This window comes from Spirosoma fluviale, from assembly GCF_900230225.1.
GTDB lineage: Bacteria > Bacteroidota > Bacteroidia > Cytophagales > Spirosomataceae > Spirosoma > Spirosoma fluviale.
Genome location: NZ_OCNH01000001.1, coordinates 714,583 through 737,868 on the forward strand (window position 1 = coordinate 714,583; position 23,286 = coordinate 737,868).

Consider the following 23,286-nt stretch of genomic DNA (forward strand, 5'->3'; position numbering starts at 1 on the left):
TTGCTCAGTCAACATTAGTAGATGAACCTCCCCGTCTGGATTGCCCGTCGTTACTTCTTCTCCCGAAAAAAACGCAGTTTCATTAGCTGGCTGTCTATTCTGTCGATGCTCGGTGTGGGCGTCGGTACGATGGCGCTGGTGGTTGTATTGTCCGTTTTTAACGGCATGGAGGAGCTTAATCAGCAGATCTTCAGGACGTTTGAGGCCGATATGACCATTGCGCCCAAGCAGGGAAAGCGGTTCTTGGCGACACCCGCCCTGAAAAATCGACTGCAACAGATACCGGGGGTAAATCTGCTGACGACCGTTGCGCAGGATAACGCATTGGCCCGCTACGGTAGCGCGCAGACGGTAGTTCGGTTAAAGGGCGTTGATGACAACTATCTGCAACGCCAGCAACTCGATTCGGCATTGCTCGAAGGGAAATTGCTACTTCGTCGGCAGGGGGTTAACTACGCCATTGTGGCGGATGGCGTTCGTAGTGACCTTTCGGTCTCGCCGATTGATATTCTAACACCCCTCGAAATTCTGTATCCACAAAGCGGACAGACATTTAGTGTACTCAATCCCGATGCGTTTAATCGCGAAGCTTTTACGGTTTCGGGCGTATTTTTTATTGAGTCGAAGTACGACAACTTCGTATTGGCTCCTATTTCATCGGCACAAACCCTGTTTGGCTATCAACCCAACGAAGTAACGAGCATTGAAATCCAGCTCCGACCCGGAACCGACGAAGTGCAGGTAAAACAAGCGCTTCAGGACGTGGTTGGAGATAAGCTGACCGTACAAAGTCGGGACGACTTAAATGTTGACCTGTACAGAGCTATACGCGTCGAAAAGTTGTTCACCGCCCTGACGCTTTCGTTTATTATTCTGGTCGCATCCATCAATATATTCTTCTCGCTTTCCATGCTGGTCATCGAGAAAAAAGGGGATATTCAGATTTTGTATGCGCTTGGCGCTACGAGGCCCATGGTACGTCGGATTTTTCTGACAGAAGGGGCCATCATTGCCCTGACCGGGGCCTGTGCGGGATTGATACTGGGTATTGGAATTTGCCTTGCACAAGAGCGGTATGGATTCATCCGTATGGGTACCGAAAGCTCAATTATCGATTCCTATCCCGTACGCCTTGACGCCGGCGATATTCTGCTAACGGGCGTGTTAACCATTGTGATGACGATTCTTACATCCTGGTTTCCGGCCCAGCGAGCCGCTACTATTCGATAAGTAAATACTGTTCGGGCGGTAGACCAGACTATTAGTCAGCCAGGATCGTCGTCCCTTCGGCAACGTTGATGATGAAGGCTTTTCCCCCTTCCCGTTCAATAGCCTCGGCCACTTCTTCCGGCTTTTCGGGTGCATACACAAACATGCAGCCACCACCGCCCGAACCGTTGATTTTGCCCCCCAGGGCACCGGCCACAAGGGCAGCGTCGATCATACGGTTTATTTTGGGTGTTGAAATGCGTTGTGCATCCCGCAAATTGGCCTGGTGGTCGTTTAACAATTGACCAAAACGGACATGGTCGAAGTGGGTTTGTGCATCGGCCGACGCTCTCAACATTGCCAGGGCATCACGCAGAATATCCCGATTCGAGAGATTGCCTTTTAGGAGGACATACTCGTCTTTCGTCAGGAAATCCTTGAATTCTGATACCTCGGTAATGTCTGATGTGTCGAGGGCAAATTGAGGATTGATGGTTTTTAAGTTCTTGATAATGTCCAGCATCCCCACCTTAACCCGCTTCAAAATACCGATGGTGTCTTTTGGCTCCTGCGAATCGCCAAGGACAAAGGTGCCCAGGGGTGGGCTAAGCTTTTCCAGTCGAATTCTGGGTTGAGACTCCAGATAAATAACATTGCCGACCGCTGTCGAGTAATGGTCCATCATGCCGCCGGGCTCGCCAAACTCCAGGACTTCGGCTACGTACGCCAGTTCAGCAATTTGTTCGGGCGAGAGCAGTCGTGGGTGGTCAGCTAGCTGGGTTAGTATATTAAGCCAGGAAACCAGTAAAGCCGATGAACTTGAGGTGCCGGAGTTAATGGGAATATTGCCGTGTACCTCGCCCTCAATCCCTTTCTGAAAGGTGAATCCCTCTCGTAGCAGCACATTAACTGCCGATCGGAAGTAATCCCGAATCTGCGGATAAGGTAGTTCCTGCCCGTCGAACGGTATATTGACGGTATCATTGATATCCGGCAAATTGAGCCGGAAACCGCGCTGTTCGGCTGCCCGAGCGGCCACCTGAATACGGCGGGAAATAGCCGCAGCAATGACGGGTAGGCCCAAATAATCCTGATGTTCGCCAAAAAGGCAAATACGGCCGGGAGTAGATACTGTCATGGGTAAACGCAAAGAGCGCTAAGGTTTTGCAAAGAGCGCTAAGTGATGTACATGGCGTTCCTTGCGAAACCTTAGCGCTCCCTGCGTTTAAAAATAAATTACCAGTTCGCCTTCTTGTGGCCGATTACAGCGTAATACAGAATATAGCCAAATAAGGGTAAAAGCAACGCGTAGGCCATTTTCGCACTAACGGTATCGGTTAAATACCCGTGTAGCAATGGCAACAAAGCGCCCCCCGAAATACCCATAATCAGCAAGGCCGAACCAATTTTGGTAAACTTACCCAAGCGGTTCAGGGCTAGCGGCCATATGGCAGGCCACATTGGCGAAATGGCGAAACCCAATAGGGCTACACACAAAATAGACGTGAATCCATCGGTCAGGATAGCGCCCGTGGTTAAAATCAGAGCCAGAATAGAGCCAACCCGCAGCGCCATTTGCTGCGAAATGTATTTAGGAATCGCCACGATGCCGAGAATATAACCGGCCAGCAAACCGTAAAGCGTATAGGTGGTAAAGTATTTGGCTTCGTCATTGGTGAAGCCCATAGCCTTACCGTAGTTAATGATCGTATCACCGGCAATAACTTCCGCACCTACGTAGCAAAAGATAGCTGCCACGCCCAACACCAGGTTCGGAAATTGCCCAACGCTGGTCCGCGCTGTTAATTCGGCAGGAGCGTCGTCCTGCTCTTCCGATACTTCGGGCAAATTCGAGTAACGGATTAGAATCGCCAGCACGATTAGTACACCGGTGAGAATCATGTAAGGTGTTACTACTTTCTCCAACGTAGACGCACCCGAAACAGCGTTGGCACCCGTTAGCAGTAGTCCGCCAAAAATAAACTGGCTGAGTATGCCCGCCAGCTTGTTGGCAACACCCATGAAACTGATGCGCTGGGCGGCACTTTCGCGGGGGCCTAATATCGTTGCGTATGGGTTCGAGGCTGTCTGTAATACTGTCAGACCAATACCGATCAGAAATAAACCGACCAGAAACAGCGGATACGAAACGGCTTTAGCAGCCGGTACGAAAATAATGGTGCCAACAGCCATGATGAGCAAGCCCATCGACATGCCATTCTTAAAACCTGTTCGCTTCAACAATGCCGACGATGGGATGGCCATCAGCGTGTAGGAAATGAAGAAGGCAAAAGCAACCAGGTTGGAGCCTACTGTGCTCAAATCAAATGCCTGCTTAAAAAAAGCAATCAACACGCTATTGACCCACGTAACGAAGCCAAAAACAAAGAAAAGGGCACCAATAATAAGTAATGGGCCGGTGTAATTTTGGGTTTTAGGCGAAGCAGTGGGTGTCATTGGCTTATTTGTAGGGTAAGAGCAAGTTAAGGAAAATAGATTTTAAATTTTTTTACAAATTAAAAATAGAAATTGAATTTTCAACAATCCTTAGTTATTAGTTATAGAGTTATTAGTTAACAGCTAACTTGGTAACTAAACTAATCCCATTAACTCCATAACTAATTACCAATATCTAGTAAAGGTCATTTAGCCCAAAAATTGGCTTATTCGTTTTCCACTTACCTTTTGTAAAATCAGGTATTTCGATGGGTTTGCTCCCTCCGGCAATACTCTGCTCGGACAGTGGACTAATAGCACTCCAAACGGCTGCGTCGTACACGTCGATGGGGACCGGCCCTTTCGCTTTTATCGATTCGATGAAGGCGCGAAGGACAAAGAAATCAATGCCACCGTGACCGGCATTTTCGGCCGTTTGTGCATGGCGTTTCCAGAGCGGGTGATCGTATTTTTCCTGATAGGCTGCAAAAGGCTCCCAACTGTGGGGTTTTGGCGAAACACCTTCCAGATAGATCATGTCGTTATCGTCCATCCAGATGCCATTGGTACCCTGCGCTCTGAACCCAAGCGAGTAGGGGCGGGGAGAGTTCGTATCGTGAATGATCACGATGTTTTCGCCATTAGCGCACTGAATAACGGTGGTGACCACATCGCCGAGCTTAAAATTGACTTTAGCGTTTGGGTGATTAGCACCCCCTTTATCAACAACGTACTTGTGCAGTCCCCGGCTTTTGGTGGCGGTACTGGTCAGGTGTGTAAAGCGGTTGCCCCGGTTAATGTCGAGCCAGTGGGCTACCGGGCCGAGGCCGTGGGTTGGGTACAGATCGCCGTTTCTGTCGACCGAATGCTGGGTGCGCCAGTGGGCCTCTGAGTAGCCCTTTTCGCCAAACTCAGCACCAACGCCACCGATGGATTTGCCATCATTGAATTTAATATTGCGTAAGTCGTGTTGATAGCCGCAGTGCGCGTAGGTCATTTCACCAAACATGCCCTTACGAATCATGTTCAGTACCGCCAATACATCGCGACGGTAACACACGTTTTCCAGAATCATGCAGGGGGAGCCTGTTTTCTCAAACGCATTGACCAGATCCCAGGACTCTTTGAGCGTGACGGTTGCCGATACTTCCACACCGGCATACTTACCCGCATTCATGGTCGCTACGGCCATAGGAACGTGCCACTCCCAGGGAGTTGCAATCACTACACCGTCGATGTCGTCGCGTTTGAGCATATCCTTAAACGCTTCATCGCCTTTGCTGTAGGCTACCGGTGCCTTCCGGCCAGCTTTCTCGATCATGGCCGTTGTGCGGCTGATGGCTTCCGGGGCGGGGTCACAAATGGCGGTTATTTCGACATCATCCCGATAAAGTGCCTGTTCAACATGGCTGCGTCCACGTGAGCCAACGCCAATAAATGCCAGCCTTACTTTGGGGTCGGCGGGTTTGGCACCCGTTAAAATGGCGGGGAAAACGGAGGTCGTGGCAACGGAAGTGGCTGCGCCGGTAAGAGCAGCCGTACGAATAAACTGGCGCCGGGTGGGTGTCTGCATAGCGATAGGAGCGTAGGAGATTTTTACGAACCAAATAACGAGGTTTCGTATCAAAAAACATATGTCGCGCAGATTTTACCCATCGGGGTGGGTTTGATGGCGCAAGGCTCTGCCTCGTGCCATCAAACTTAATACTTCCACCAAGTCGATTTAGGATACTTTACCCCAACAGCTATAGGTTCACCAATCATTGGCGTCGTAACATTCAACTTTTGTTCGGTGGCCCGTTTGGTAAACCGATCAACGGATTCGGTCCAGCCATGAACAGACAGTGAAAATTTAGCCCAGTGTACGGGCAACACGGTTTTGGCGTGGAGTTCCTGTGCTACCGTGGCTACCTCCTCGGGAAACATGTGAATATTGGGCCAGTCTTTACCGTACTGGCCACATTCGAGAATGGCCAGATCGAACGGACCGTATTTATCACCGATTTCTTTGAAGTGCTTGCCGTAGCCCGAATCGCCACCTAGATACAGCGAATAGCCGTGTAGTTTTAGCGCGAAAGCAGTCCATAGGGTTCTACCCCGTGCCAGGCTTCGTCCCGAAAAATGGCGGGCCGGTACCGCCGTCATGTCAATATCGGTGTCGACGTGATGGCTTTCCCACCAGTCAAATTCAACAATCTGGTCGGGCGAGGCCCCCCAACGCTCAAGGTGAGCGCCTACGCCAAGAGCTGTATAGAACTTTTTGACTCTGGGAATGAGCTGCTTGATGGTCAGATAGTCAAGGTGGTCGTAGTGGTCGTGGGAAAGTACAAGCATGTCAATTTTCTCCGGCATATCGTCCACTTTGTATACATCGGATCCCGGAAACGCCTTCCCGAAAAACGAAACCGGCGACGCATTTCCGCTAAAAACCGGATCAACGAGAATGGTAACACCTTTTGATTTTATGAGATAAGACGAGTGACCGAACCAGACAATGGTGGGAACGGAATCCGAAAGTGCTTTAAGGTCAGTACGGACGGAGGGTAACGGTTTGGGAGGAGTATTATCGGGTGCTTTATTAAAGAAATCACTCATCATCCCCACGTAAGAGGCATTCTCGCGCATTACTTCAGTTTTTTCCAGATTTTGAAAAGAGCCGTCGCGATAATTGGATGAGCGTCTGATTCGTTCCATGCGGGAAGCAGCCGGATCGCTCCCAAATGTGCTTTGCTGCATGAACAGAAAGGTGCTGGCAATCAATCCGGTAATGATAAATAGTGTTAGGATCATTGGTTTTCGTAAGCGTTTCATGGGCTCAGAACGGGTGCTTATCCTGTCTGGTTCCGCACTCAATGTCTGAGTACATGAGAGGGAACATTACCTGATGAGCGGATGTTATCAGCCTGAACCGATGAAAAATTTTGTTTAATCTTTATTAGGAAACGTTGAACAAAATCAAAAGATCATCGGTTTGTAAAGTATCAATCGCATACTAAAGAGCGTTCTGGCTACCCGCTCGGCTGTCTGCCTGTGTTGTACACAAACTTTGTAACGACAGGTTGATCGAACTCTAATTCGATTCGTTTTTATGGATAATTTTCGGGCCAGTGCCCCACGGGTTGCGGTGTTTCGGAAGGAACACTTCAATGCGGCTCATCGTCTGAATAACCCTAACTGGTCGGACGAGAAAAATACGCGGGTATATGGCAAATGCAACAATCCCAACTACCACGGACACAATTATGAGTTGATCGTGCAGGTTATTGGCCCCGTTGATGATGAAACGGGCTATGTGATCGACATGAAACTACTCGGTGATCTTATTAAAGAACATGTTACGGATCGGTTTGATCATAAAAATCTAAATCTCGATACAGAAGAGTTTGCGGATTTAAACCCATCGGCCGAAAACATTGCCATCGTCATTTATAACATCTTACGTAATCAACTAAACGAGGGTTTAGACCTTAAAATTAGACTTTATGAAACTGAACGGAACTTCGTCGAATACCCCGTCTAATAGCACCTCGTCGAATGGTCAACCAGTACATGGTAGCCATAAAAATGGGTATTCGCTGGACGGTGCCTATGCTGACGAATTGGTGGACGAAATCGGTGATGCGCATGGTGCGTCGTCTATTGATACCCCCATGCGTCCTGATGCCTTCGCGCTGGACGATGAATTGAAAATTGACCTTATTGAAGAACATTTCCGGGAAATAATGAGCATTTTAGGCCTGGACCTGACGGATGACAGTCTGAAAGGATCGCCACGTCGGGTCGCTAAAATGTATATAAATGAGGTGTTTAGCGGATTGAATCCAGCTAATAAGCCGAAAGCGACTTTGTTCGACAACAAGTTTCGGTACAATGAAATGCTGGTCGAGAAAGACATTACTGTCCAGACCTACTGCGAGCACCACTTTGTACCCATTATGGGTAAAGCGCACGTGGCCTACATTTCCAGCGGTAAAGTAATTGGCTTGTCGAAACTGAACCGGATTGTCGAATATTTCAGCAAGCGGCCGCAGGTGCAGGAACGCCTGACGATTCAAATTGCTGAAGAGTTGAAACGCGTTCTTGAAACGGAGGATGTGGCGGTGATCATTGATGCCAAGCATTTATGTGTCTCAACGCGTGGTATCCACGATGTCAATAGCTCGACAATTACTGCATCATACAGTGGCAAGTTCTCCGAAGATGCCACTAAACAGGAGTTGCTTCGGTACGTCACCCAGCCGAGCGTAAGCATTTAAAGTACCCAATTACACTTCATCAACTTAACTTATGCAGGGCAAAAATATTCTCATTATTGGAGCGAGTTCGGGAATTGGCCATGCGCTGGCGTTACAACTGCAAGATCTGGGTGCTACGCTTTTTACTGCCGGTCGAACGCAGCCTGAGGGTATTCAGTCTACTCACATGGTATGGGACATCACCCAAACCCCGGCAGTTGACGCACTGAACCAACTACCCGACACGCTTCATGGGTTGGTTTATTGCCCCGGCACCATTAACCTCAAACCGTTCCAACGGCTCACCCTCGACGATTATCGTCGTGACTTTGAGTTGAACGTGCTGGGCGCGGTGAGTGCTATCCACGCCAGTTACGCGGTCATTAAAAAGTCGAAATCGGCTAGTATCCTCCTATTCAGTACGGTTGCGGCCAAGTTGGGAATGGGCATGCATTCGTCCGTATCGGTAGCCAAATCGGCAGTTGAGGGGCTCGGTAAGTCGCTGGCGGCTGAGTTGGCTCCGTTCAATGTTCGCGTAAATGTGTTGGCTCCTTCCCTGACAGACACGCCGTTGGCGGGCTTTCTGCTGGGTGATGATACCAAACGGGAGGCCGCCAACAAACGGCATCCGCTCAACCGGTACGGTACACCTGAAGACATTGCCGGTATGGCCGCCTACTTACTCACCGATCAGGCGAGTTGGATAACCGGGCAGATCATCGGCATTGATGGTGGAATGGGAAGCTTGAAATAGAGGAGAAATATAAGCAAGAAGCGGTGCTACGGTTAATAATCGTGGCACCGCTTCTTCGTTTTTTGCACAGTTTACTTTGTTAGCTTTCCATCCACGTTCCGCCAGATACCGAGCGGGTTAGCGTTCTGCAAGGCGGGTGGTAATAACTCGTCAGGAAAGCTCTGGTACGTTACCGGCCGGACGAACCGCAGAATAGCGGCTGTACCCACCGACGTAGAACGGCTATCGCTGGTGGCGGGGAATGGCCCACCGTGCGTCATCGCTTCCGATACTTCGACACCCGTAGGGTAGCCGCCAAATAACACCCGGCCCGCTTTCGCCTGAAGCAGAGAAACCCAATCCACCGAGGAGAAGGTCAGTTCGGCTGGTGTTGCGTAAATAGTGGCCGTGAGTTGACCTTCCAGCGTTGTTAGGCATTCTTCCAGCTCCGCTTCGGTTTCGCAAACGACGATCAACGATGTTGGTCCGAAAACTTCTTCGCTCAACGCCGGACTGCTCAGGAAAATAGGCGCTGTCGTGCTCAATACGGCTGGGCGTCCCTGCGTTTGGGTGCTTTCGGCATCAACATCGGCTTCGGCCAGGACGTGAACACCCGGAATGATCCGGTTTTGCTGAACACCCTTCTGATATGCCTGACAAATACCCGCATTCAGCATCGTAGCCGGTGCCGACGCTCGAATCTTCTCGGCTACGGTATCCAGAAAAACCTGCGTTTTCGGCGAATCGAGTAAGAAAACCAGACCCGGATTAGTGCAGAACTGGCCCACGCCCAGGGTGATCGAACCCGCTAGTCCGGCGGCTACCATAGCGGCAGAATTTGAACCCGTCTCCTGACTAATGGCACCCGGCAACACAACAAACGGATTGACCGCGCTCATTTCGGCATAAACAGGAATCGGCTCCGGGCGACTCTGAGCTACGCGCAGCAGCGCTAAGCCACCGGCCCGCGAACCGGTAAAGCCAACCGCTTTCACGGCCGGGTGTGCAACCAATTGTTGAGCTACCTCAATGTCGGCATGCAATAGCGAAAAAACACCGTCAGGCATCCCTGTTTTCTGGGCAGCCAATACAATGGCCTGCCCTACCAGAGAGGATGTGCCCGGATGCGATGGGTGCGCTTTAACCACAACCGGACAACCGGACGCCAGTGCTGATGCTGTATCACCACCAGCTACTGAGAAGGCCAGCGGAAAATTGCTAGCGCCAAAAACCACGACTGGTCCCAGCGGCACCAGCATCCGGCGCAAATCGGGGCGGGGTAGGGGCTGACGGTCGGGGAGAGCCGGGTTGACGCGGGCATCCACCCAGGAGCCTTCACGGAGCACATTGGCAAACAGGCGTAGCTGACCCGTTGTGCGGCCTCGCTCGCCCGAAATACGGCCCGTGGGCAGTCCGCTTTCCAGAACAGCCCGCTCAATGAGTTCATCACCAATGGCTTCTATTTCGGCCGCAATGGCATCCAGAAAATCGGCCCGTTGCGACCCACTAAGCTTAGAATAAATCGGAAAGGCTTCGGCCGCTTTGTCGATGGCCTGATTAGCCTGCTCTGCGGATACGTTCGCGAACTCATCGGCAAGATTCTCGTGAAGGGAGGGCGCGAAAGCCTTAAAAAAATTACCGTCGCCGGTAACCGGCTCATTGCCAATAAAGCTGAGGGTGACAGATTGTTGCGTCGTTGACATACGTTTGAATGAATCGAAACCTGACTTAAGTTTTCGTATTAAGGATCACCTGTTTTTTGATCGCCCGTAAACAGACCTGATAATGAAAAAAGAAACAACGCTGCTACCAGTAATCCATGCGACTAAACCAATATAGGCATGCTCAAAACCGCCTTTAATCAAAGAAGACAGCTGAGTTGACCATACCATGGTTATCAAACAAAGAAATAGCACAAATAATGTTTCTTTTGGTAATTTCATGTTCAAGTGAATTCTAATGTGTGGTTGTTAACAGATTAGAACTATAAGTGCATGACACTAAAACAAGTGAGTTCAGTCATGTCCAGGCAATGGCTGAACACTAAGAAGGGTAAAAAAGTGGCCTGAGTACGCATGTTCGTGCATAGACAGGCCATAAAGTTGACGTTACGGACTTTTAAGCTATTGGCCCAACACGTTCCAGGACAGCTTTCGACTGCCGAATGCCGGCGTATTCGTCCAGTTTATCGCCTTCGTATTCGATGCCAATAATGCCTTTAAACTTACTGTCTTTCACAATCTTGAGAATTCGATTGTAATCGGTTTCAACGCAATTGCCGCTGGCATCGAAATCATAGAATTTAGCCGACGCTCCTTTGGCAAAGGGCATCAGTTCGGCGGTGCCTTTGTAACGGTCGTATTCTTCGGCGCAGGTGTGGTTGTCGCCACGCTTGATGCAGAAGTTACCGAAGTCGGGGAGGGTACCCACGTTCTTCATGCCCACCTGCTTCATCACACCCGAAAGCCACTGGCCGTTTGACGAATAGCCACCGTGGTTTTCAACGATCACGTTGATATTCATCGTTTTGGCAAACTCACCCAGCTTGCTCAGTCCTTCAACGGCTGCTTTGGCGACTTCTTCGGCCGTACCCTGTCCGGCGGCATTGACCCGAATGGTCTTACAACCCAGGTATTTCGCACATTCAACCCATTTGTGGTGATTTTCGATTGCTTTCATCCGTTCGGCAGCGTCCGAAGCCCCCAGATTTCCTTCGCCGTCGATCATGATAAGGTTGTTGGTGATACCGTTATCCTTGCAGCGGGCCAGCAGATCGTTGAGATAGGTTTTGTCTTGTGCTTTGTCTTTAAAGAATTGGTTTACATACTCAACAATGCTGATATCGAACTCTTTACGGGCAATGCCGGGGAAGTCCAGATTGGTGATTTTTTTGGCAAACAGTGCTTTATGCAATGACCACTCGGCCAGCGAAATATCGAAGAACATCTTCTTCGCGGGGGCTTCGGCAAAAGCAGTCGGCACAATGGCCATGGCCGCTAATGAGCCAGCAGCTTGTTTCAAAAACGAACGACGGTCGGTGGTCATAACGAAACGGGTTTACAAGACATAGGTTTGAGTAAGCAAACGACTGCTTACCGGACAAAGAAAGCAAACAAGGCTAAATTACTCATTTGATTGACTGGTGGAGCTTAGGTTTAGCGATTACGGAATTGTTTTCTTCCGTAATTTGCCCTACTACTGTAGACGGCTCAAACAGGCTCCGGCTGTTTGATTTTGTACAACTCTTCGATTAACAAACAGCCGGAGCCTGTTTGAGCCCTTTCATCCTTCATGATTACACTCGAAACCATTCAGGAAGCGCACGACCGCATCCGGCCATTTATTCACCGGACCGCAGTGCTTACCAATCAAACCATCAACGAGCGATCGGGAGCCGAGTTATTTTTCAAATGTGAAAACTTTCAGAAAATCGGTGCCTTTAAAGCGCGGGGTGGACTGAACGCGGTGTTGCAGGTCGCTCAAAATAAAGAGGGGTCAGCCATTACCACGCACTCGTCAGGCAACCACGCGCAGGCTGTAGCCTTTGCCGCCCGGCAGGTTGGTATGCCCGCTTACATTGTGATGCCCCGCACGGCTCCTCAAGTCAAGAAAGATGCAGTATTGGGCTACGGTGCGGAAGTGATCGAATGCAAGCCAACGCTGGATGCTCGTGAGGCTGGCGTTCGGGAGGTGATGGCGAAAACCGGTGCGGTGCTTGTTCACCCCTTTGATGATGATCGGGTTATTGCCGGACAGGCTACAGCCGCCAAAGAGCTTATCGAAGACTTTGGAAGCGATCAGCCATTCGATGTCATTCTGGCACCGGTGGGTGGGGGAGGGCTGTTGAGCGGAACCGCTCTGGCGACGCATTACCTGTCTCCGTCAACCCGCGTTATCGCTGGCGAACCGGAAGGGGCCGCCGATGCGATCCTGTCTTTCAAGAGCGGACATGTTGAGAAAGCGCCTTACATCAACACCATTGCCGACGGGCTCATGACCAGCCTCAGCGAACGAACATTAGCCATCATTCGGGCGCACGTTACGGATATTCTTACGGTCTCTGACCCCGAAATTATCGCGGCCATGCGGCTTGTCTGGGAACGGATGAAAATCATTATCGAGCCATCCTGCGCCGTTCCACTGGCGGTTGTGCTGAAACATAAGGATCAGTTTGCCGAGCAAAAAATTGGTATTATTCTAACCGGCGGAAATGTCGATTTAGGAAAGCTGCCGTTTTGATATGGTTCGTATTCAACCCATTACCCCTGAGAAAACCTACCTGCTTCGGCATTCAGTTTTGTGGCCTGATAAACCCCTCGATTATGTGAAAGTCGATAATGACGACGAGGGTTTCCACTTCGGGGCCTTTCGGGAGGGTGAGCTGATTGCCGTTATTTCGTTGTTTGTGAACGGATCAGAAAGCCGCTTTCGAAAGTTTGCAGCCCGGCCTGACTGTCAGCGGCAAGGCGTAGGAACGTTATTGCTGAATCATGTGATGGCCGAAGCGAAACGGCTGGGTGCTACCGTTCTTTGGTGCGATGCCCGCCTGGAAACGGCTGACTTTTACCGTCGATTTGGCATGGAAGCCGTTAGCGAGGTATTTTACAAAGGACCCATTCCCTACGCCAAATTTTCGCGTACCTTGTGAGCAATCCGGCAGACATACCGGAGTTTACTAACCCTAAATCATACCCTCATGAAGTACGTACTGAATGTTATGCTGGCTGTTTCTCTATTACTTATTTCTGTGAACGTAAATGCGCAGACTGCCCCAAAGGACACGACTATTCTAAGAGCCTATGTGGGTTCTTACACGTTTGCCAGTGGTAGCCCCATTCAGAAATTTACGGTTACTGCCGAAAAAGGCGAGTTGTATGGTGAAGCAGATACCTTCGGAAAAAATAAACTGGTGAAGCAGGCTAAAGCCGATACCTATCAATCGACTAGTTCCTACGGCTCTATCATCACCTTCGCCTGGGATACTGCTACCAAAGCCGTGGCAAGTCTGACGATGGCTGTTCAAGGCACCGAGTTAACCGCTAAGAAGGATAATCCATAACCAAACGATTACTCAGGGAGTTGAGTAATTAATGCTATAATTGACTCAACTCAACGATGAAAACAACAAGAATACTACTGTCGGCTGCTGCGCTGTCCGTTGCTATGCTGGCGTGTAACCAGAAAAAAGAATCCAGTCAAGCCGGAGAGACGGTAGCCACTGCCGATACAACGATTGCGTTACCGGCCCCCTACGCTACCGAATCAAGCAAAAAGTTCAGTAATGTCGTTGGCTGGCCGGAAGGAAAGACGCCTAAAGCACCCGCCGGTTTTACCGTTACAGAATATGCTCGTGATCTGGCCAGTCCCCGCTGGATTTATGTCGCCCCAAATGGTGATGTCTTTGTAGCCGAATCCAATACCGAACGGAAGGGTATCAAAACGAAAGTGGTAAATGCCGTAACGGGAAAGAGCAATTCAGAGCGAACCGAAGCCAGTGCGAACCGAATCACCCTCCTGCGCGATACCAATAAGGATGGCAAACCAGAGGTGAAAGAATCGTTCCTGACTGGTCTGAATCAGCCTTTTGGCATGCTGGTGCTTGGCGATAATTTCTATGCGGCCAACACCGATGGGATTATGATGTATGACTACAAACCCGGCCAGACCAAGATAACCGCCCCCGGTAAAAAGATTTTGAGCTTACCAGCGGGCGGCTATAACAACCACTGGACGCGTAACTTGCTGGCCGGGCCTGACGGAAAGAAAATATTCGTTTCGGTAGGTTCGGGCAGCAATGTCGCCGAACATGGCATCGAAAACGAAGTGCGTCGGGCCAATATTCTCGAAATTAATCCCGATGGCAGTGGCGAACGCGTTTTCGCCAGCGGCCTGCGAAATCCGGTGGGCATGGGCTGGCAACCTACCACTAAAACGCTGTACACTGCCGTTAACGAACGCGATGAACTGGGCGACGAACTCGTACCCGATTACCTGACCAGCGTAAAAGAAGGTGCCTTCTATGGCTGGCCGTACGCTTATTTCGGCCAAAATGAAGACCCCCGCCGGAAAGGCGAACGCCCCGATCTGGTTAAAAAGTCAGTCGTTCCCGATGTGCCACTTGGTGCACACACCGCTTCACTTGGGTTGGCTTTTTATGATAAAGCCGCTTTCCCGGAGAAGTACCGAAATGGGGCTTTTGTCGGTCAGCACGGTTCCTGGAATCGCTCGTCGTTTTCGGGCTATAAAGTGGTCTTTGTGCCGTTTAAGGATGGTAAACCCGGTAAACCAGAGGATTTTCTGACTGGATTTTTGACGGGTCAGGACAAAGACGCCTATGGCCGACCGGTGGGTGTTGCCGTATTGCCCGATGGGTCTATGCTGGTAGCGGATGATGCTAGTGGCCGGATCTGGCGTGTAACGGCAACTCAATAAGTTGAGAAGTTACCAAAAGAAAAGGGCCGATGCACACATCGGCCCTTTTCTTTTGGTAACGCAGATTGTTAGAATTGATAGAGTAGTCGTGCCCGTAGGCCCATCAAGGTAGAGGATTGCCAGTTTTGACCGGGCTGAAAAGGTTGTGAAGCCGCTTGTGTAGGTATAGTCAATACCGGGCTCCCTTGTAGTACCCAATGCCCGTTTTGCCATTCGATACCTGCACTCAACGCAACGTTATTGAATAAGGGCACAGTCCGTTTATCGCTGACACTGAGTTGCTCAAAGCCTCGTTGAGGAATGGGTACGGGGCAGAGATAAGTTGCATTTTCGGTACTTGACATCGTTAAGTAGGTACCCGCTGTTGGTACAAATGACACCGTCTTGCTGAGCGCAACCCGATAGCCTACAGAAATTGGAAGTAACATGCGGGTTGTGCGGGTATCTATGTTAAAAATATCCCGACGAGGATCAATTCCATGGGCGAATTCCTTCCGGAAATTCCGGCGCATACGAATATCGAAATCAAAATCACTACCAAACTTATCTCCTGAGTAGGTTGCCTGACTTACTCCGGCACCTACTACCCAGTGTTTACCCAGCAGTACTTCTGTAAATACACCAGCACTTGTTAGTTTGGATGCAACTTCGCCACCAATGCCAGCCCTGAAATGCAAGCGGGCTACACGCTGGGTTTCGGGTGTCTGGGTGGGTTCAGCACCATCTACAACCGTTGTTCGCGCCGGGCGCATACGCTTTGCACGCAGCGCCATTATCTTCGTCCAGTTAGTACTTGGTATAGATAGAGGTAAGCTGCTGATAGACTCAATGTTGGCTGAAGTGAATGGGTTTCCTGGCTTAGACGGAGTTGATTCCATTGGTGCCTGGGTATAATCTGTCTGGTTTGGAGTCGATTCCTTACCCAAACCAGTAACTTTATTCCCTTTTCGATAAGTTGAACTAACCGTAAACTCACCAGACAAACCTGATTCCCGATTGTTGGTATACCGGCCACGCTGTTTCCGTACACGGGTGAGACGATCGGCTGTTTGGGGCGATTTTACCGCTGTACTATTGAGGTTTTCACTGGTTATAGAAGAAGTAGACGATTCCCCATACGCGTCTGTGTTCGGGTTATTGGTTAAATTATCCGATTGTTTTGGTTGATCTACTGACTTTTGACTCCGGTTGGTTGCTGCGTACCGCTGTTCCCGCTGTTCTGAAGGTATTTCCGGACGATCGACGTACCGTTCTTCATTGGGCGGGACTACATGGGATTTTGACGGGACAGTAATGTAACGGGTTATATAGACCGTATCACGTGGCGGTTGATTGACCATGTTCGAGTTACCACCCGACGCCGGGGAGGTTGTTTTAAGGTCTGGTCTTACCCCGTTTTCGGTGGGTTGCCTTTGCGTTACCTTATCTGCTTCCGGAGTTGTGGTGCCGGGTTGGCTTTTTGCTGATTGGCCGGGCACTGGTTTTCTTAACTGGCTTATCGTCTCCCGTAGTTGATTGATCTCACGTTGTTGCCAGAAGCCAAAGCTTATCATGACTACAGCACTTACAGTGGCAGCCGCCATTAACCAGGGTTTGGCAGTCCATATACTACTGCCAAAGGGCTGGACAGGGGTTGGCGCAGCCGGTTGAGGCATTCCGGTTTGCAGGGAAGCCTGCATCCGGGTCCAGTCTTTTTCGGAAAATTCCGGCCGAATACTTTCCAGTTTTCGCCGGATAATATCGGAAAATCGGTCAGTTTTCATGATACGGAATTGAGGCTGTAGAGCCTGATTTAAAATACTGGGCTTCTTTGAGCAGTACTTGTAGTTTCTGCCGGGCACGGGCAAAATTAGAGCGTACTGTTGCTTCATTATGGCTAAGTATGCCCGCTATTTCGTGAAGACTATAGCCGTCTACAACGTGCATCATGAATACCGTGCGATACGTTGGGGACAACTGTTGCACCAGGGCCAAAATGTCCTCAGCGGCAATCTGATCGACTACATCTACATCAAAGGCCACTTGCTCGCCTGTTTCCAGGGACGCGTGTTGCTCAAATCGATGATTTTTTCGGTAATGGCTGATGGCTGTGTTGACTAAAATTGTCCGCAGCCACGCTTTAAAAGGTAACGTTTCGTCATAACTGTCTAAATGTTGGAATGCTTTTAAAAATCCTTCGTTCAGCACGTCTTCCGCTTCTTCAACACTCGAACTGTAGCGCAGACAAATGCTCTTGGCATACCCAAAGAATTGTTTGAATAGCGTTCGTTGCGCGCGCGGGTCGTTGGCGCGGCAGGCCCGTATGACACTCAGAAGGTCATTATCGGCGAACGAGGACGATTTTCGGAAAAACAAAATTCGGTCGGATTTATGTAAACATTCCTGACTACACAAAGACTACGCAACGTTATACGTTAACGTTGCATGTAGACGGTTGGTTATCAACTTTTTTTTTAGAAAAAGCAACGCTTGTGTTCAGGTGAACGTATGGGTAACGAATGGGTTTACTCGCCCCATTTAGTGTTTGCTAATGAACGTGTTAGTGATTGGCGACGAACATACCTATGGTTATGGATTGTCCGTCGGAAAGCTTAGTTACATAGGTCATTTTATCCGGCAGATGGGCCGTACCGGGCGGCCAGTATCGGTGGATGTTTATGCTCACCTTACGATGTCACAAACGATAGCCACCCTGGCCCAGTTGCCATTAAACCGGTATGATCTTATTATACTTCAACTGGACCATACGCTGGTTCAGGTTCCCGCTTCTCAATTAGCTTCCTCAACGGTTGTTCACCTGCCTGCTATGCATCCGGAACAGATGATTGCCAGTGAAAGAACCGTTAAATCTAGTTTGAAATCAATAGGAATAACGTTACGTTCGTTTATATGGCCTAATCGGGAGCGTATGGCCATTTCGGTGTTGCTGAATCAGCTAAGACCGTACCGACATAATGTTTTGTTGTTAACTCCGCTTGCCAATCAGAACACAGTCAGTCGTTGGCTACAGCGACGTAGTCGTGCTGTGGTATTGAAGGAAGCAGATAAGCGTTTGGTAAGCGTTTTTGACACCGATTCAATAATCCGGCCAAGAGAAGAGTATTTTCTGCCAAATGACCATGTACACTTGAACGACATCAGTCACGAGTTGCTGGGGCGTTCGTTATATGATTTCTATCAATCGGCACCAACCATTGTTACTATTCAGTCCATTCGCAAGGACTACTAAGAAGCTGTTTGAGTTAATGCCAAACTTGTTCTATGGTACGCCTGATGGGAGCGATCCAAATAAACATTTGGGCCGATAAGATGGTGCGCTCGTAGTCTTTAGCCAGCCCTCGATGGTTTCCCAACCAAGAAATAGTTCGCTCCACTATCCATAGCCAGTGATGAATAACTAGTTTACTATCAGTGGGTTGATTCGCAATAGGAGACTTTGGAATTACCACCCGCATAGCCTATATAGTTTCCAATTGCTCTCTAAAATGGCCACTAAACGTAGTGTCAGCATACATCAACACCAAATCATCCAACATAGGATTAAGGTGTTCAGCCTGTTTTCAAAGCAAAACACCTGCTTTGCTATCGGCTACATTGGCTGGTGTCTGATCCTGAAAAAAAGTTGTCAGTTTTGGAATTACTAATAATTGGTTAAAATTAATCCTGTTAGGGGTTGTCAGTTCAACAGTTTGTTCAAGTTTCACTAGGTTGGCTATGGTCTTGCAATCGGTTATGTCGCTTGTAATTTTTAGGTTTCCAATGCTTTTTGAGCGGTTGATTGGTCAGATGAGCAACTGCCGGGGTTAAGAAATCACAACTCATATGAGGTTGCAAGTGGTTGTAGTTATGAATACTTCTGCCAACTGCCTTAAGTGCTTCATCAAAACTAGTAAAGACCCGGTTTAAGCGAAAATCCGTCTTTAAAATGCCATTGACTCGCTCAGCTATCGAATTCTCATAAGGATCACCATGCTGGGTCATACTGATGGATATGCCGGCACTTTTTAACTTTCGAACGTACTCAAAACTACAATACTGACTACCTCGATCTGACGGGGCCGCCCGCGCGGTGGTGGATGAGTTCTTTCCCCTTTTCCCAGTTATTTTTTAAGGCCATCTCCAGCGCTCGAAGGCTACCTTCAGCCGTTAAAAAAGGATGCAGGCAATAACCCACAATTACCTTCGAGTACGCATCGGTGATGATGGACAAATAACCAAATCCAAGCCCAATACAGAGATACGTGATATCACACACCCACGCTTGACTGGGTGCATCAATGACTCTGTCAATGAGCAAATTAGGGTATTTTTTTAAGCTGTGATTGGAATCAGTAGTCTTGGGAATCTGCCGTTTACGACGCAGAATCAGATTATGAGCCTGCAGGATAGTATGTAATTTATCCCGCCCTACCTTAATCCCACTCTTGATAAAGGGTTCATTTAACAAGAGATGGAGTTTGCGAGTACCCAGCCCCGGAATATCGCGTCTAATGGCCATGACCATGTCTAAAACCAACATAGACTGGCTAACAGATCGTTGGGCATACTCGTCCCGCCGACAAAAGGCTTGTCGGCTCACCCCAAACAGTCGGCAAAGGCTTCCGACACTTACCTTTGCTATCTCGCTTTCGCGAAGCTTTAAGACCGTTTGTTACCGCACGGGCGGCCCCGCAGACTTTTTTCGGATTGGTAGCTTTAGCCGCACGGGCGGCCCCGTCATTTTCGGCCACTTCAATCATCGTGTTAAGCGCTAGGATCAACAAGTTTGCCTGTTGAAGCGCTTTCTCTAACTCCTCATTACGCTGCTTTAAGGCCAATACATCCTGCTTTTGGGTCTTGTTCATAGCAGGTAAAGTTATCAAGCCGGTCTGTATTTTTTGTTGATACAAATTGACCCAATTGCGCAGGGTATAGCTGTCGTGGATGTCGAGGCCTTCCATTACCTGGCTTGGTGCTTCTCCGCCAAAGAGGATACGAAAGACGGCTGTTTCTTTCAATTGCTCACTGTACTGAAAGCGGGTGAGCAGGTCGCGGGTGTTTTAGGCTGGCTTTGGTGCAGCCACCAGTAACCGCCATTTCCGCTGGTTCCAGAACCGGTGCCAGACGCCTGCCTCATCCGCCTTATAGAAGCCCGACTGGCGCTCCGGCTGCCCCGGTTCAATAATCGTCCAGCAGTCCCCTTTCAGCAGACCACTCAGCTTGTGGATCGTTCCCGCCTGCACATGGTGGGTTGTCCCCGGTAGGCGCTTGTGACTGGTCAGGGCTAAGGTCCCATCGTCTTTGGGCTTTGCTACTACCTCAATGTAGCCCCCCGACAAAATGGTCGTGCGAAAAGACCATGGGTGATCATGAAACAGCTCGTCATTGGCCGCCGTAAAATGATGTAGCACCCGGCCATCGCCTAGGTGATATTTAGTAAAGGTTTTATTCATTCGCTCCAGGCGAATAATGTCTTTGGGGGTTGAATACGATTGCATAGATTTCGGTTAGCCTGAGCAGTAGCCGGCCGCTCCCGCTTTATTGTCAACCGCAAAAATAGTAATGAAGTTAGTCGAAAGTCTATACCTATAAGAGTCTTTACGAGTCTACCTGGCGTGGCATTGTCAACACGACTGACTCGGTCACTACGGCTGGTTCATTCCGCAACGAGGGAACGAGCGAGGCTCCTTGATTACCTAGACCCGTATGGCGGGCAGCGCACGCGACTGATAAGATTTGACAGATATAAAAAAATCACTGTCTCGTAAAACGCTCCTAAGTGAGACGAAGAGACTTTCATATTTTTGATAAGGATAGTTGATGTTCTCACCCTGCATGGTCGTTTTGGCCAGTAGGACCTGAAGCTCATTGAAAGCCGGTCAACCGAACAAAACTCAGGGTGTCAAGCGTAAACGTTCTTTCCGTTGACCCTCTCCAGCAGGATAGGGTGAACCTGTTAGCAACCCGGTTGGTACAATTCGTATATTGGGGCTAATCAGTCACTTTCTTAGGAAATCTCAACGCTCAGCAAGTATGAAAACCCTTACCGTTGCTATTGACCTCCGCTCGTTTTTGCTAGGTGCGTTTGCTCTAGGCGGCCTACTGACGCTAACCAACTTCAAGCCCGCCCACGACGGCCAGCCCGACCCGACGGTTGTGGATACACGCCGGTTTCAGGTTGTGGCTAGCGATCGACAAACGATTATTCTGGACACCAAAACGGGACGATTCATTCTCGATCCATTTGGCACCACCAAACCCAAATGGGTAGTTGGCGATTTTGAGGAGCTGCAAAAGCCGGGAGGCAAATAAAAACGCTACTCTTCAGCGTCTGAACCCCGTCGAGCGAGACTAGTCAATCCTTTATTTTTCTACCATTAACCTCCCCAGCTTGATACGATAGAACTTCATTTATCTGCTTCTCTAAATGGGCGTCTAATCGAGCTGCTGGAAAAAGAACGGTCAACTACTATCCTTAGCCTTCGGTCAATGATCCTAAAAAACGAGTAATTTCGATACGAAACCAGGCATCCGTTTTTTCGACGACAATAAGTAGTCGTGCTATACCTTAACGTCAATTCTAGTGGCTACTGTGCTAGCATTAAAGTAAACTTCACGACAAACCCATCAACGATGAATGAACAATTTCAAGCCCATATAAGCAAGTTCATACTAATGAGTGAAGACGAATTTGCTCAGGAAAACTGTTAGCCCACCATCCCGGCATGGAGAATTATTTCCGATGCGTGTACCAGAAAGCCTACTCAGCGGCCCAGATGCGGGTGAAGTTCTTGTATGACTTCTCCCGGGAAGACCTCTATCATTATTTTCGTAAGAGCCAGCCTGAGTTTTTACAGCGCGTTCCCCAATACCTCATCGCTTCGTACCTCAATATTACGCCCGAATACCTAAGCGAAATCCACAGGAAGAGTGTTTCTTAAACTAGATTAAGTTTCGCTCCAATGAGCGTTTTCACCTTTGTGCTATCCAGTTAAACGGATAATACAACATGAAAATCGTGATTATTGGCGGTACCGGCCTCATTGGTAGTCAGCTGGTAAAAACCTGTCAGACAGCGTTGACGTGCTGGTTGCCTCACCGCAAACTGGCGTGAACACAGTTACCAACCAAGGGGTTGAGGAAGCTCTGACAAACGCAGACGTGGTTGTCGATGTCTCTAATTCACCCTCGTTTGCCGATCAGGATGTGATGACTTTCTTTACGTCGTCCACCCAAAACATAGTGGCAGCCAGTAAAAAAGCAGGTAGTAAACACCTGGTTATACTCTCCGTAGTGGGTACCGACCAGCTCCAGAAAAGTGGGTACTTTCGGGCCAAAAAAGCGCAGGAAGACTTGATCAAAGCCTCAGGCATTCCCTACACCATTGTTCAGGCCACTCAGTTCTTCGAAAGAAGAGATGGCCCAATTGCAAACGCCCCATACAACCCATGATGGCTTATTGACAGCGGTATCGAGACTGAATTGCCAACGGTCAATAGGGGTACCCCAATGCTGTCTTTGGAAATAAGAATCTCCTGTTCTGGGGTATCGAATAGCCCGGAAACGTGCTGTCTGATCTGCTCCCGAATCTGGTATTGATGAGTCCCGTAATCGGTCGTCCCGAACGGAACGATGACCTGTGTGTATCTGGGCATCGCATTGGCGGCAAATGCCACGGTGCTGATGTACTGCGGAGTCATGACCGATTTTGTCCGGTAGGCTTCGTGATAGAAGACGTCGCCGGTTACGGTTTCAGACGCTGGCTCGCTGAGGTGACATCCGATTTTCGAGGGAGCGAAAATGCGGTTTCCAGTGCGCCGGACGGCCAGTTTGTAGGCGCTTTCTTTCATACTCCACAACAGCCAAACCAGTTGGTCTGGGTCGTTGGCACTGTGAATCAGTTGTTGTTCGTGGGGGGTAAAGATTTTGTCGAGGTAGCCCCTTCGGCGCCAGTTGCTTTCGCGCTTTGCCAGGGCTAAATCGACAATATCGTTCCCGATCATGCTTTTTCGGCCAGTTTTTTGTTGATCACATCCATCGATGAACCCACGGTCAGCATTTGTTCCATGGCTTCATTGTCGATCACAATGTCGAATTCCTCTTCAACATCCAGCGCAATGTCGACCAGATTGGCGGAGTTGATTTTCAGGTCATTGATGAAATCGGTTTGCTCGGTAACGTGCTCGAATGCCTGTTCATCCTGAACGTACGGCTTTACTATTTTTTTAAGCGTGGTGATTAACTCGTCTTTGGTTTGCATAC

The 23,286-nt window shown here is 49.3% G+C and carries 27 protein-coding genes and 1 pseudogene; 13 read left to right on the forward strand and 15 right to left on the reverse strand.

Annotated features, from left to right (window positions below; genetic code table 11):
• The first annotated feature begins 21 nt into the window (after positions 1-21).
• Positions 22-1,230 (forward strand): ABC transporter permease, encoded by a 1,209-nt coding sequence (locus CRO74_RS03000; protein ID WP_097124503.1) that lies wholly within the window; start codon positions 22-24, stop codon positions 1,228-1,230.
• A 31-nt stretch (positions 1,231-1,261) separates the two neighbouring features.
• Here the strand turns inward: CRO74_RS03000 and CRO74_RS03005 are convergent, their stop codons facing one another.
• The 4 genes from CRO74_RS03005 to CRO74_RS03020 all read right to left on the reverse strand — a co-directional run bounded on the left by CRO74_RS03005 (position 1,262) and on the right by CRO74_RS03020 (position 6,435).
• Positions 1,262-2,347 carry a mevalonate kinase family protein gene (locus CRO74_RS03005; protein WP_097124504.1) on the reverse strand — a complete coding sequence of 362 codons (1,086 nt, stop codon included), beginning with the start codon at positions 2,345-2,347 and terminating at the stop codon, positions 1,262-1,264.
• A gap of 98 nt (positions 2,348-2,445) precedes the next feature.
• Entirely contained in the window at positions 2,446-3,666 is a 1,221-nt protein-coding gene (locus CRO74_RS03010) for a sugar MFS transporter (RefSeq protein ID WP_097124505.1), read from the reverse strand.
• Between the two features lie 175 nt (positions 3,667-3,841).
• Positions 3,842-5,218: a Gfo/Idh/MocA family protein gene (locus CRO74_RS03015; protein WP_097124506.1), complete on the reverse strand. Its 1,377-nt coding sequence runs from the start codon at positions 5,216-5,218 to the stop codon at positions 3,842-3,844.
• 128 nt (positions 5,219-5,346) lie between these two features.
• On the reverse strand, positions 5,347-6,435 hold the full coding sequence (locus tag CRO74_RS03020) for an MBL fold metallo-hydrolase (RefSeq protein WP_097124507.1): 1,089 nt from the start codon (positions 6,433-6,435) through the stop codon (positions 5,347-5,349).
• A gap of 298 nt (positions 6,436-6,733) precedes the next feature.
• On the opposite strand from CRO74_RS03020, the gene CRO74_RS03025 reads away from it, so the two are divergent.
• Genes CRO74_RS03025 through CRO74_RS03035 form a run of 3 tightly spaced genes read left to right on the forward strand, consistent with a single transcriptional unit; the run spans position 6,734 to position 8,634 of the window.
• Complete coding sequence (locus CRO74_RS03025) at positions 6,734-7,165, forward strand: 6-pyruvoyl trahydropterin synthase family protein (protein ID WP_097124508.1); 432 nt, start codon at positions 6,734-6,736, stop codon at positions 7,163-7,165.
• Positions 7,128-7,901: a GTP cyclohydrolase I FolE gene (folE, locus tag CRO74_RS03030; RefSeq protein WP_097124509.1), complete on the forward strand. Its 774-nt coding sequence runs from the start codon at positions 7,128-7,130 to the stop codon at positions 7,899-7,901. Before CRO74_RS03025 ends, folE begins: the two co-directional genes overlap by 38 nt.
• Positions 7,902-7,932: 31 nt before the next feature.
• Positions 7,933-8,634: an SDR family NAD(P)-dependent oxidoreductase gene (locus tag CRO74_RS03035; protein ID WP_097124510.1), complete on the forward strand. Its 702-nt coding sequence runs from the start codon at positions 7,933-7,935 to the stop codon at positions 8,632-8,634.
• 71 nt (positions 8,635-8,705) lie between these two features.
• Here the strand turns inward: CRO74_RS03035 and CRO74_RS03040 are convergent, their stop codons facing one another.
• The gene (locus tag CRO74_RS03040; RefSeq protein ID WP_097124511.1) at positions 8,706-10,316 is read right to left on the reverse strand and encodes an aldehyde dehydrogenase (NADP(+)); all 1,611 of its coding nucleotides are present in this window, start codon (positions 10,314-10,316) and stop codon (positions 8,706-8,708) included.
• Between the two features lie 415 nt (positions 10,317-10,731).
• Positions 10,732-11,658, reverse strand: coding sequence for a sugar phosphate isomerase/epimerase family protein (locus tag CRO74_RS03045; RefSeq protein ID WP_097124512.1), 927 nt, complete (start codon positions 11,656-11,658; stop codon positions 10,732-10,734).
• A 246-nt stretch (positions 11,659-11,904) separates the two neighbouring features.
• On the opposite strand from CRO74_RS03045, the gene CRO74_RS03050 reads away from it, so the two are divergent.
• Genes CRO74_RS03050 through CRO74_RS03065 form a run of 4 tightly spaced genes read left to right on the forward strand, consistent with a single transcriptional unit; the run spans position 11,905 to position 15,045 of the window.
• Entirely contained in the window at positions 11,905-12,852 is a 948-nt protein-coding gene (locus tag CRO74_RS03050; protein WP_097124513.1) for a threonine ammonia-lyase, read from the forward strand.
• A gap of 1 nt (position 12,853) precedes the next feature.
• A complete protein-coding gene (locus CRO74_RS03055) occupies positions 12,854-13,261 on the forward strand; it encodes a GNAT family N-acetyltransferase (RefSeq protein WP_097124514.1) in 408 nt (135 codons plus the stop codon).
• A 48-nt stretch (positions 13,262-13,309) separates the two neighbouring features.
• Positions 13,310-13,672 (forward strand): DUF3471 domain-containing protein, encoded by a 363-nt coding sequence (locus tag CRO74_RS03060; protein ID WP_097124515.1) that lies wholly within the window; start codon positions 13,310-13,312, stop codon positions 13,670-13,672.
• 56 nt (positions 13,673-13,728) lie between these two features.
• On the forward strand, positions 13,729-15,045 hold the full coding sequence (locus CRO74_RS03065) for a PQQ-dependent sugar dehydrogenase (RefSeq protein WP_097124516.1): 1,317 nt from the start codon (positions 13,729-13,731) through the stop codon (positions 15,043-15,045).
• Between the two features lie 68 nt (positions 15,046-15,113).
• On the opposite strand, the gene CRO74_RS03070 is transcribed toward CRO74_RS03065, so the two are convergent.
• Together CRO74_RS03070 and CRO74_RS03075 are read right to left on the reverse strand one after the other, a co-directional pair.
• Positions 15,114-16,808, reverse strand: coding sequence for a hypothetical protein (locus tag CRO74_RS03070; RefSeq protein ID WP_097124517.1), 1,695 nt, complete (start codon positions 16,806-16,808; stop codon positions 15,114-15,116).
• Positions 16,798-17,400, reverse strand: coding sequence for an RNA polymerase sigma factor (locus tag CRO74_RS03075; protein WP_097124518.1), 603 nt, complete (start codon positions 17,398-17,400; stop codon positions 16,798-16,800). Before CRO74_RS03075 ends, CRO74_RS03070 begins: the two co-directional genes overlap by 11 nt.
• A 175-nt stretch (positions 17,401-17,575) precedes the next feature.
• Between CRO74_RS03075 and CRO74_RS03080 the strand changes: the two genes are divergently transcribed.
• On the forward strand, positions 17,576-18,274 hold the full coding sequence (locus tag CRO74_RS03080) for an SGNH/GDSL hydrolase family protein (protein ID WP_097124519.1): 699 nt from the start codon (positions 17,576-17,578) through the stop codon (positions 18,272-18,274).
• 13 nt (positions 18,275-18,287) lie between these two features.
• Here the strand turns inward: CRO74_RS03080 and CRO74_RS32465 are convergent.
• The 4 genes and pseudogenes from CRO74_RS32465 to CRO74_RS03100 form a co-directional block, all read right to left on the reverse strand.
• Positions 18,288-18,425: pseudogene (locus CRO74_RS32465) on the reverse strand (transposase); the annotation flags it as partial.
• Between the two features lie 313 nt (positions 18,426-18,738).
• A complete protein-coding gene (locus CRO74_RS03090) occupies positions 18,739-19,149 on the reverse strand; it encodes an integrase core domain-containing protein (RefSeq protein ID WP_097124520.1) in 411 nt (136 codons plus the stop codon).
• Positions 19,085-19,564, reverse strand: coding sequence for a hypothetical protein (locus tag CRO74_RS03095; protein WP_097124521.1), 480 nt, complete (start codon positions 19,562-19,564; stop codon positions 19,085-19,087). Before CRO74_RS03095 ends, CRO74_RS03090 begins: the two co-directional genes overlap by 65 nt.
• A 7-nt stretch (positions 19,565-19,571) precedes the next feature.
• Positions 19,572-20,018 carry a hypothetical protein gene (locus CRO74_RS03100; protein ID WP_245877811.1) on the reverse strand — a complete coding sequence of 149 codons (447 nt, stop codon included), beginning with the start codon at positions 20,016-20,018 and terminating at the stop codon, positions 19,572-19,574.
• On the opposite strand from CRO74_RS03100, the gene CRO74_RS31890 reads away from it, so the two are divergent.
• Positions 19,923-20,114, forward strand: a complete 192-nt coding sequence (locus CRO74_RS31890; protein ID WP_245877818.1) for a hypothetical protein — start codon at positions 19,923-19,925, stop codon at positions 20,112-20,114. The genes CRO74_RS03100 and CRO74_RS31890 overlap by 96 nt on opposite strands.
• On the opposite strand, the gene CRO74_RS03105 is transcribed toward CRO74_RS31890, so the two are convergent.
• On the reverse strand, positions 20,085-20,522 hold the full coding sequence (locus tag CRO74_RS03105; protein WP_097124523.1) for a hypothetical protein: 438 nt from the start codon (positions 20,520-20,522) through the stop codon (positions 20,085-20,087). The genes CRO74_RS31890 and CRO74_RS03105 overlap by 30 nt on opposite strands.
• Positions 20,523-21,057: 535 nt before the next feature.
• Here CRO74_RS03105 and CRO74_RS03110 point away from each other — a divergent pair.
• The 3 genes from CRO74_RS03110 (at position 21,058) to CRO74_RS03120 (ending at position 22,476) form a co-directional block, all read left to right on the forward strand.
• On the forward strand, positions 21,058-21,336 hold the full coding sequence (locus tag CRO74_RS03110) for a hypothetical protein (RefSeq protein WP_097124524.1): 279 nt from the start codon (positions 21,058-21,060) through the stop codon (positions 21,334-21,336).
• Positions 21,337-21,749: 413 nt separating this feature from the next.
• Complete coding sequence (locus tag CRO74_RS03115) at positions 21,750-21,965, forward strand: hypothetical protein (RefSeq protein ID WP_097124525.1); 216 nt, start codon at positions 21,750-21,752, stop codon at positions 21,963-21,965.
• Positions 21,966-22,134: 169 nt separating this feature from the next.
• The gene (locus tag CRO74_RS03120) at positions 22,135-22,476 is read left to right on the forward strand and encodes an SDR family oxidoreductase (protein WP_218840198.1); all 342 of its coding nucleotides are present in this window, start codon (positions 22,135-22,137) and stop codon (positions 22,474-22,476) included.
• On the opposite strand, the gene CRO74_RS03125 is transcribed toward CRO74_RS03120, so the two are convergent.
• Together CRO74_RS03125 and CRO74_RS03130 are read right to left on the reverse strand one after the other, a co-directional pair.
• Positions 22,422-23,027 (reverse strand): 4'-phosphopantetheinyl transferase family protein, encoded by a 606-nt coding sequence (locus tag CRO74_RS03125; protein WP_097124526.1) that lies wholly within the window; start codon positions 23,025-23,027, stop codon positions 22,422-22,424. The genes CRO74_RS03120 and CRO74_RS03125 overlap by 55 nt on opposite strands.
• Complete coding sequence (locus tag CRO74_RS03130) at positions 23,024-23,284, reverse strand: acyl carrier protein (RefSeq protein ID WP_097124527.1); 261 nt, start codon at positions 23,282-23,284, stop codon at positions 23,024-23,026. The genes CRO74_RS03125 and CRO74_RS03130 overlap by 4 nt, the downstream gene beginning before the upstream one ends.
• Positions 23,285-23,286: the final 2 nt, after the last annotated feature.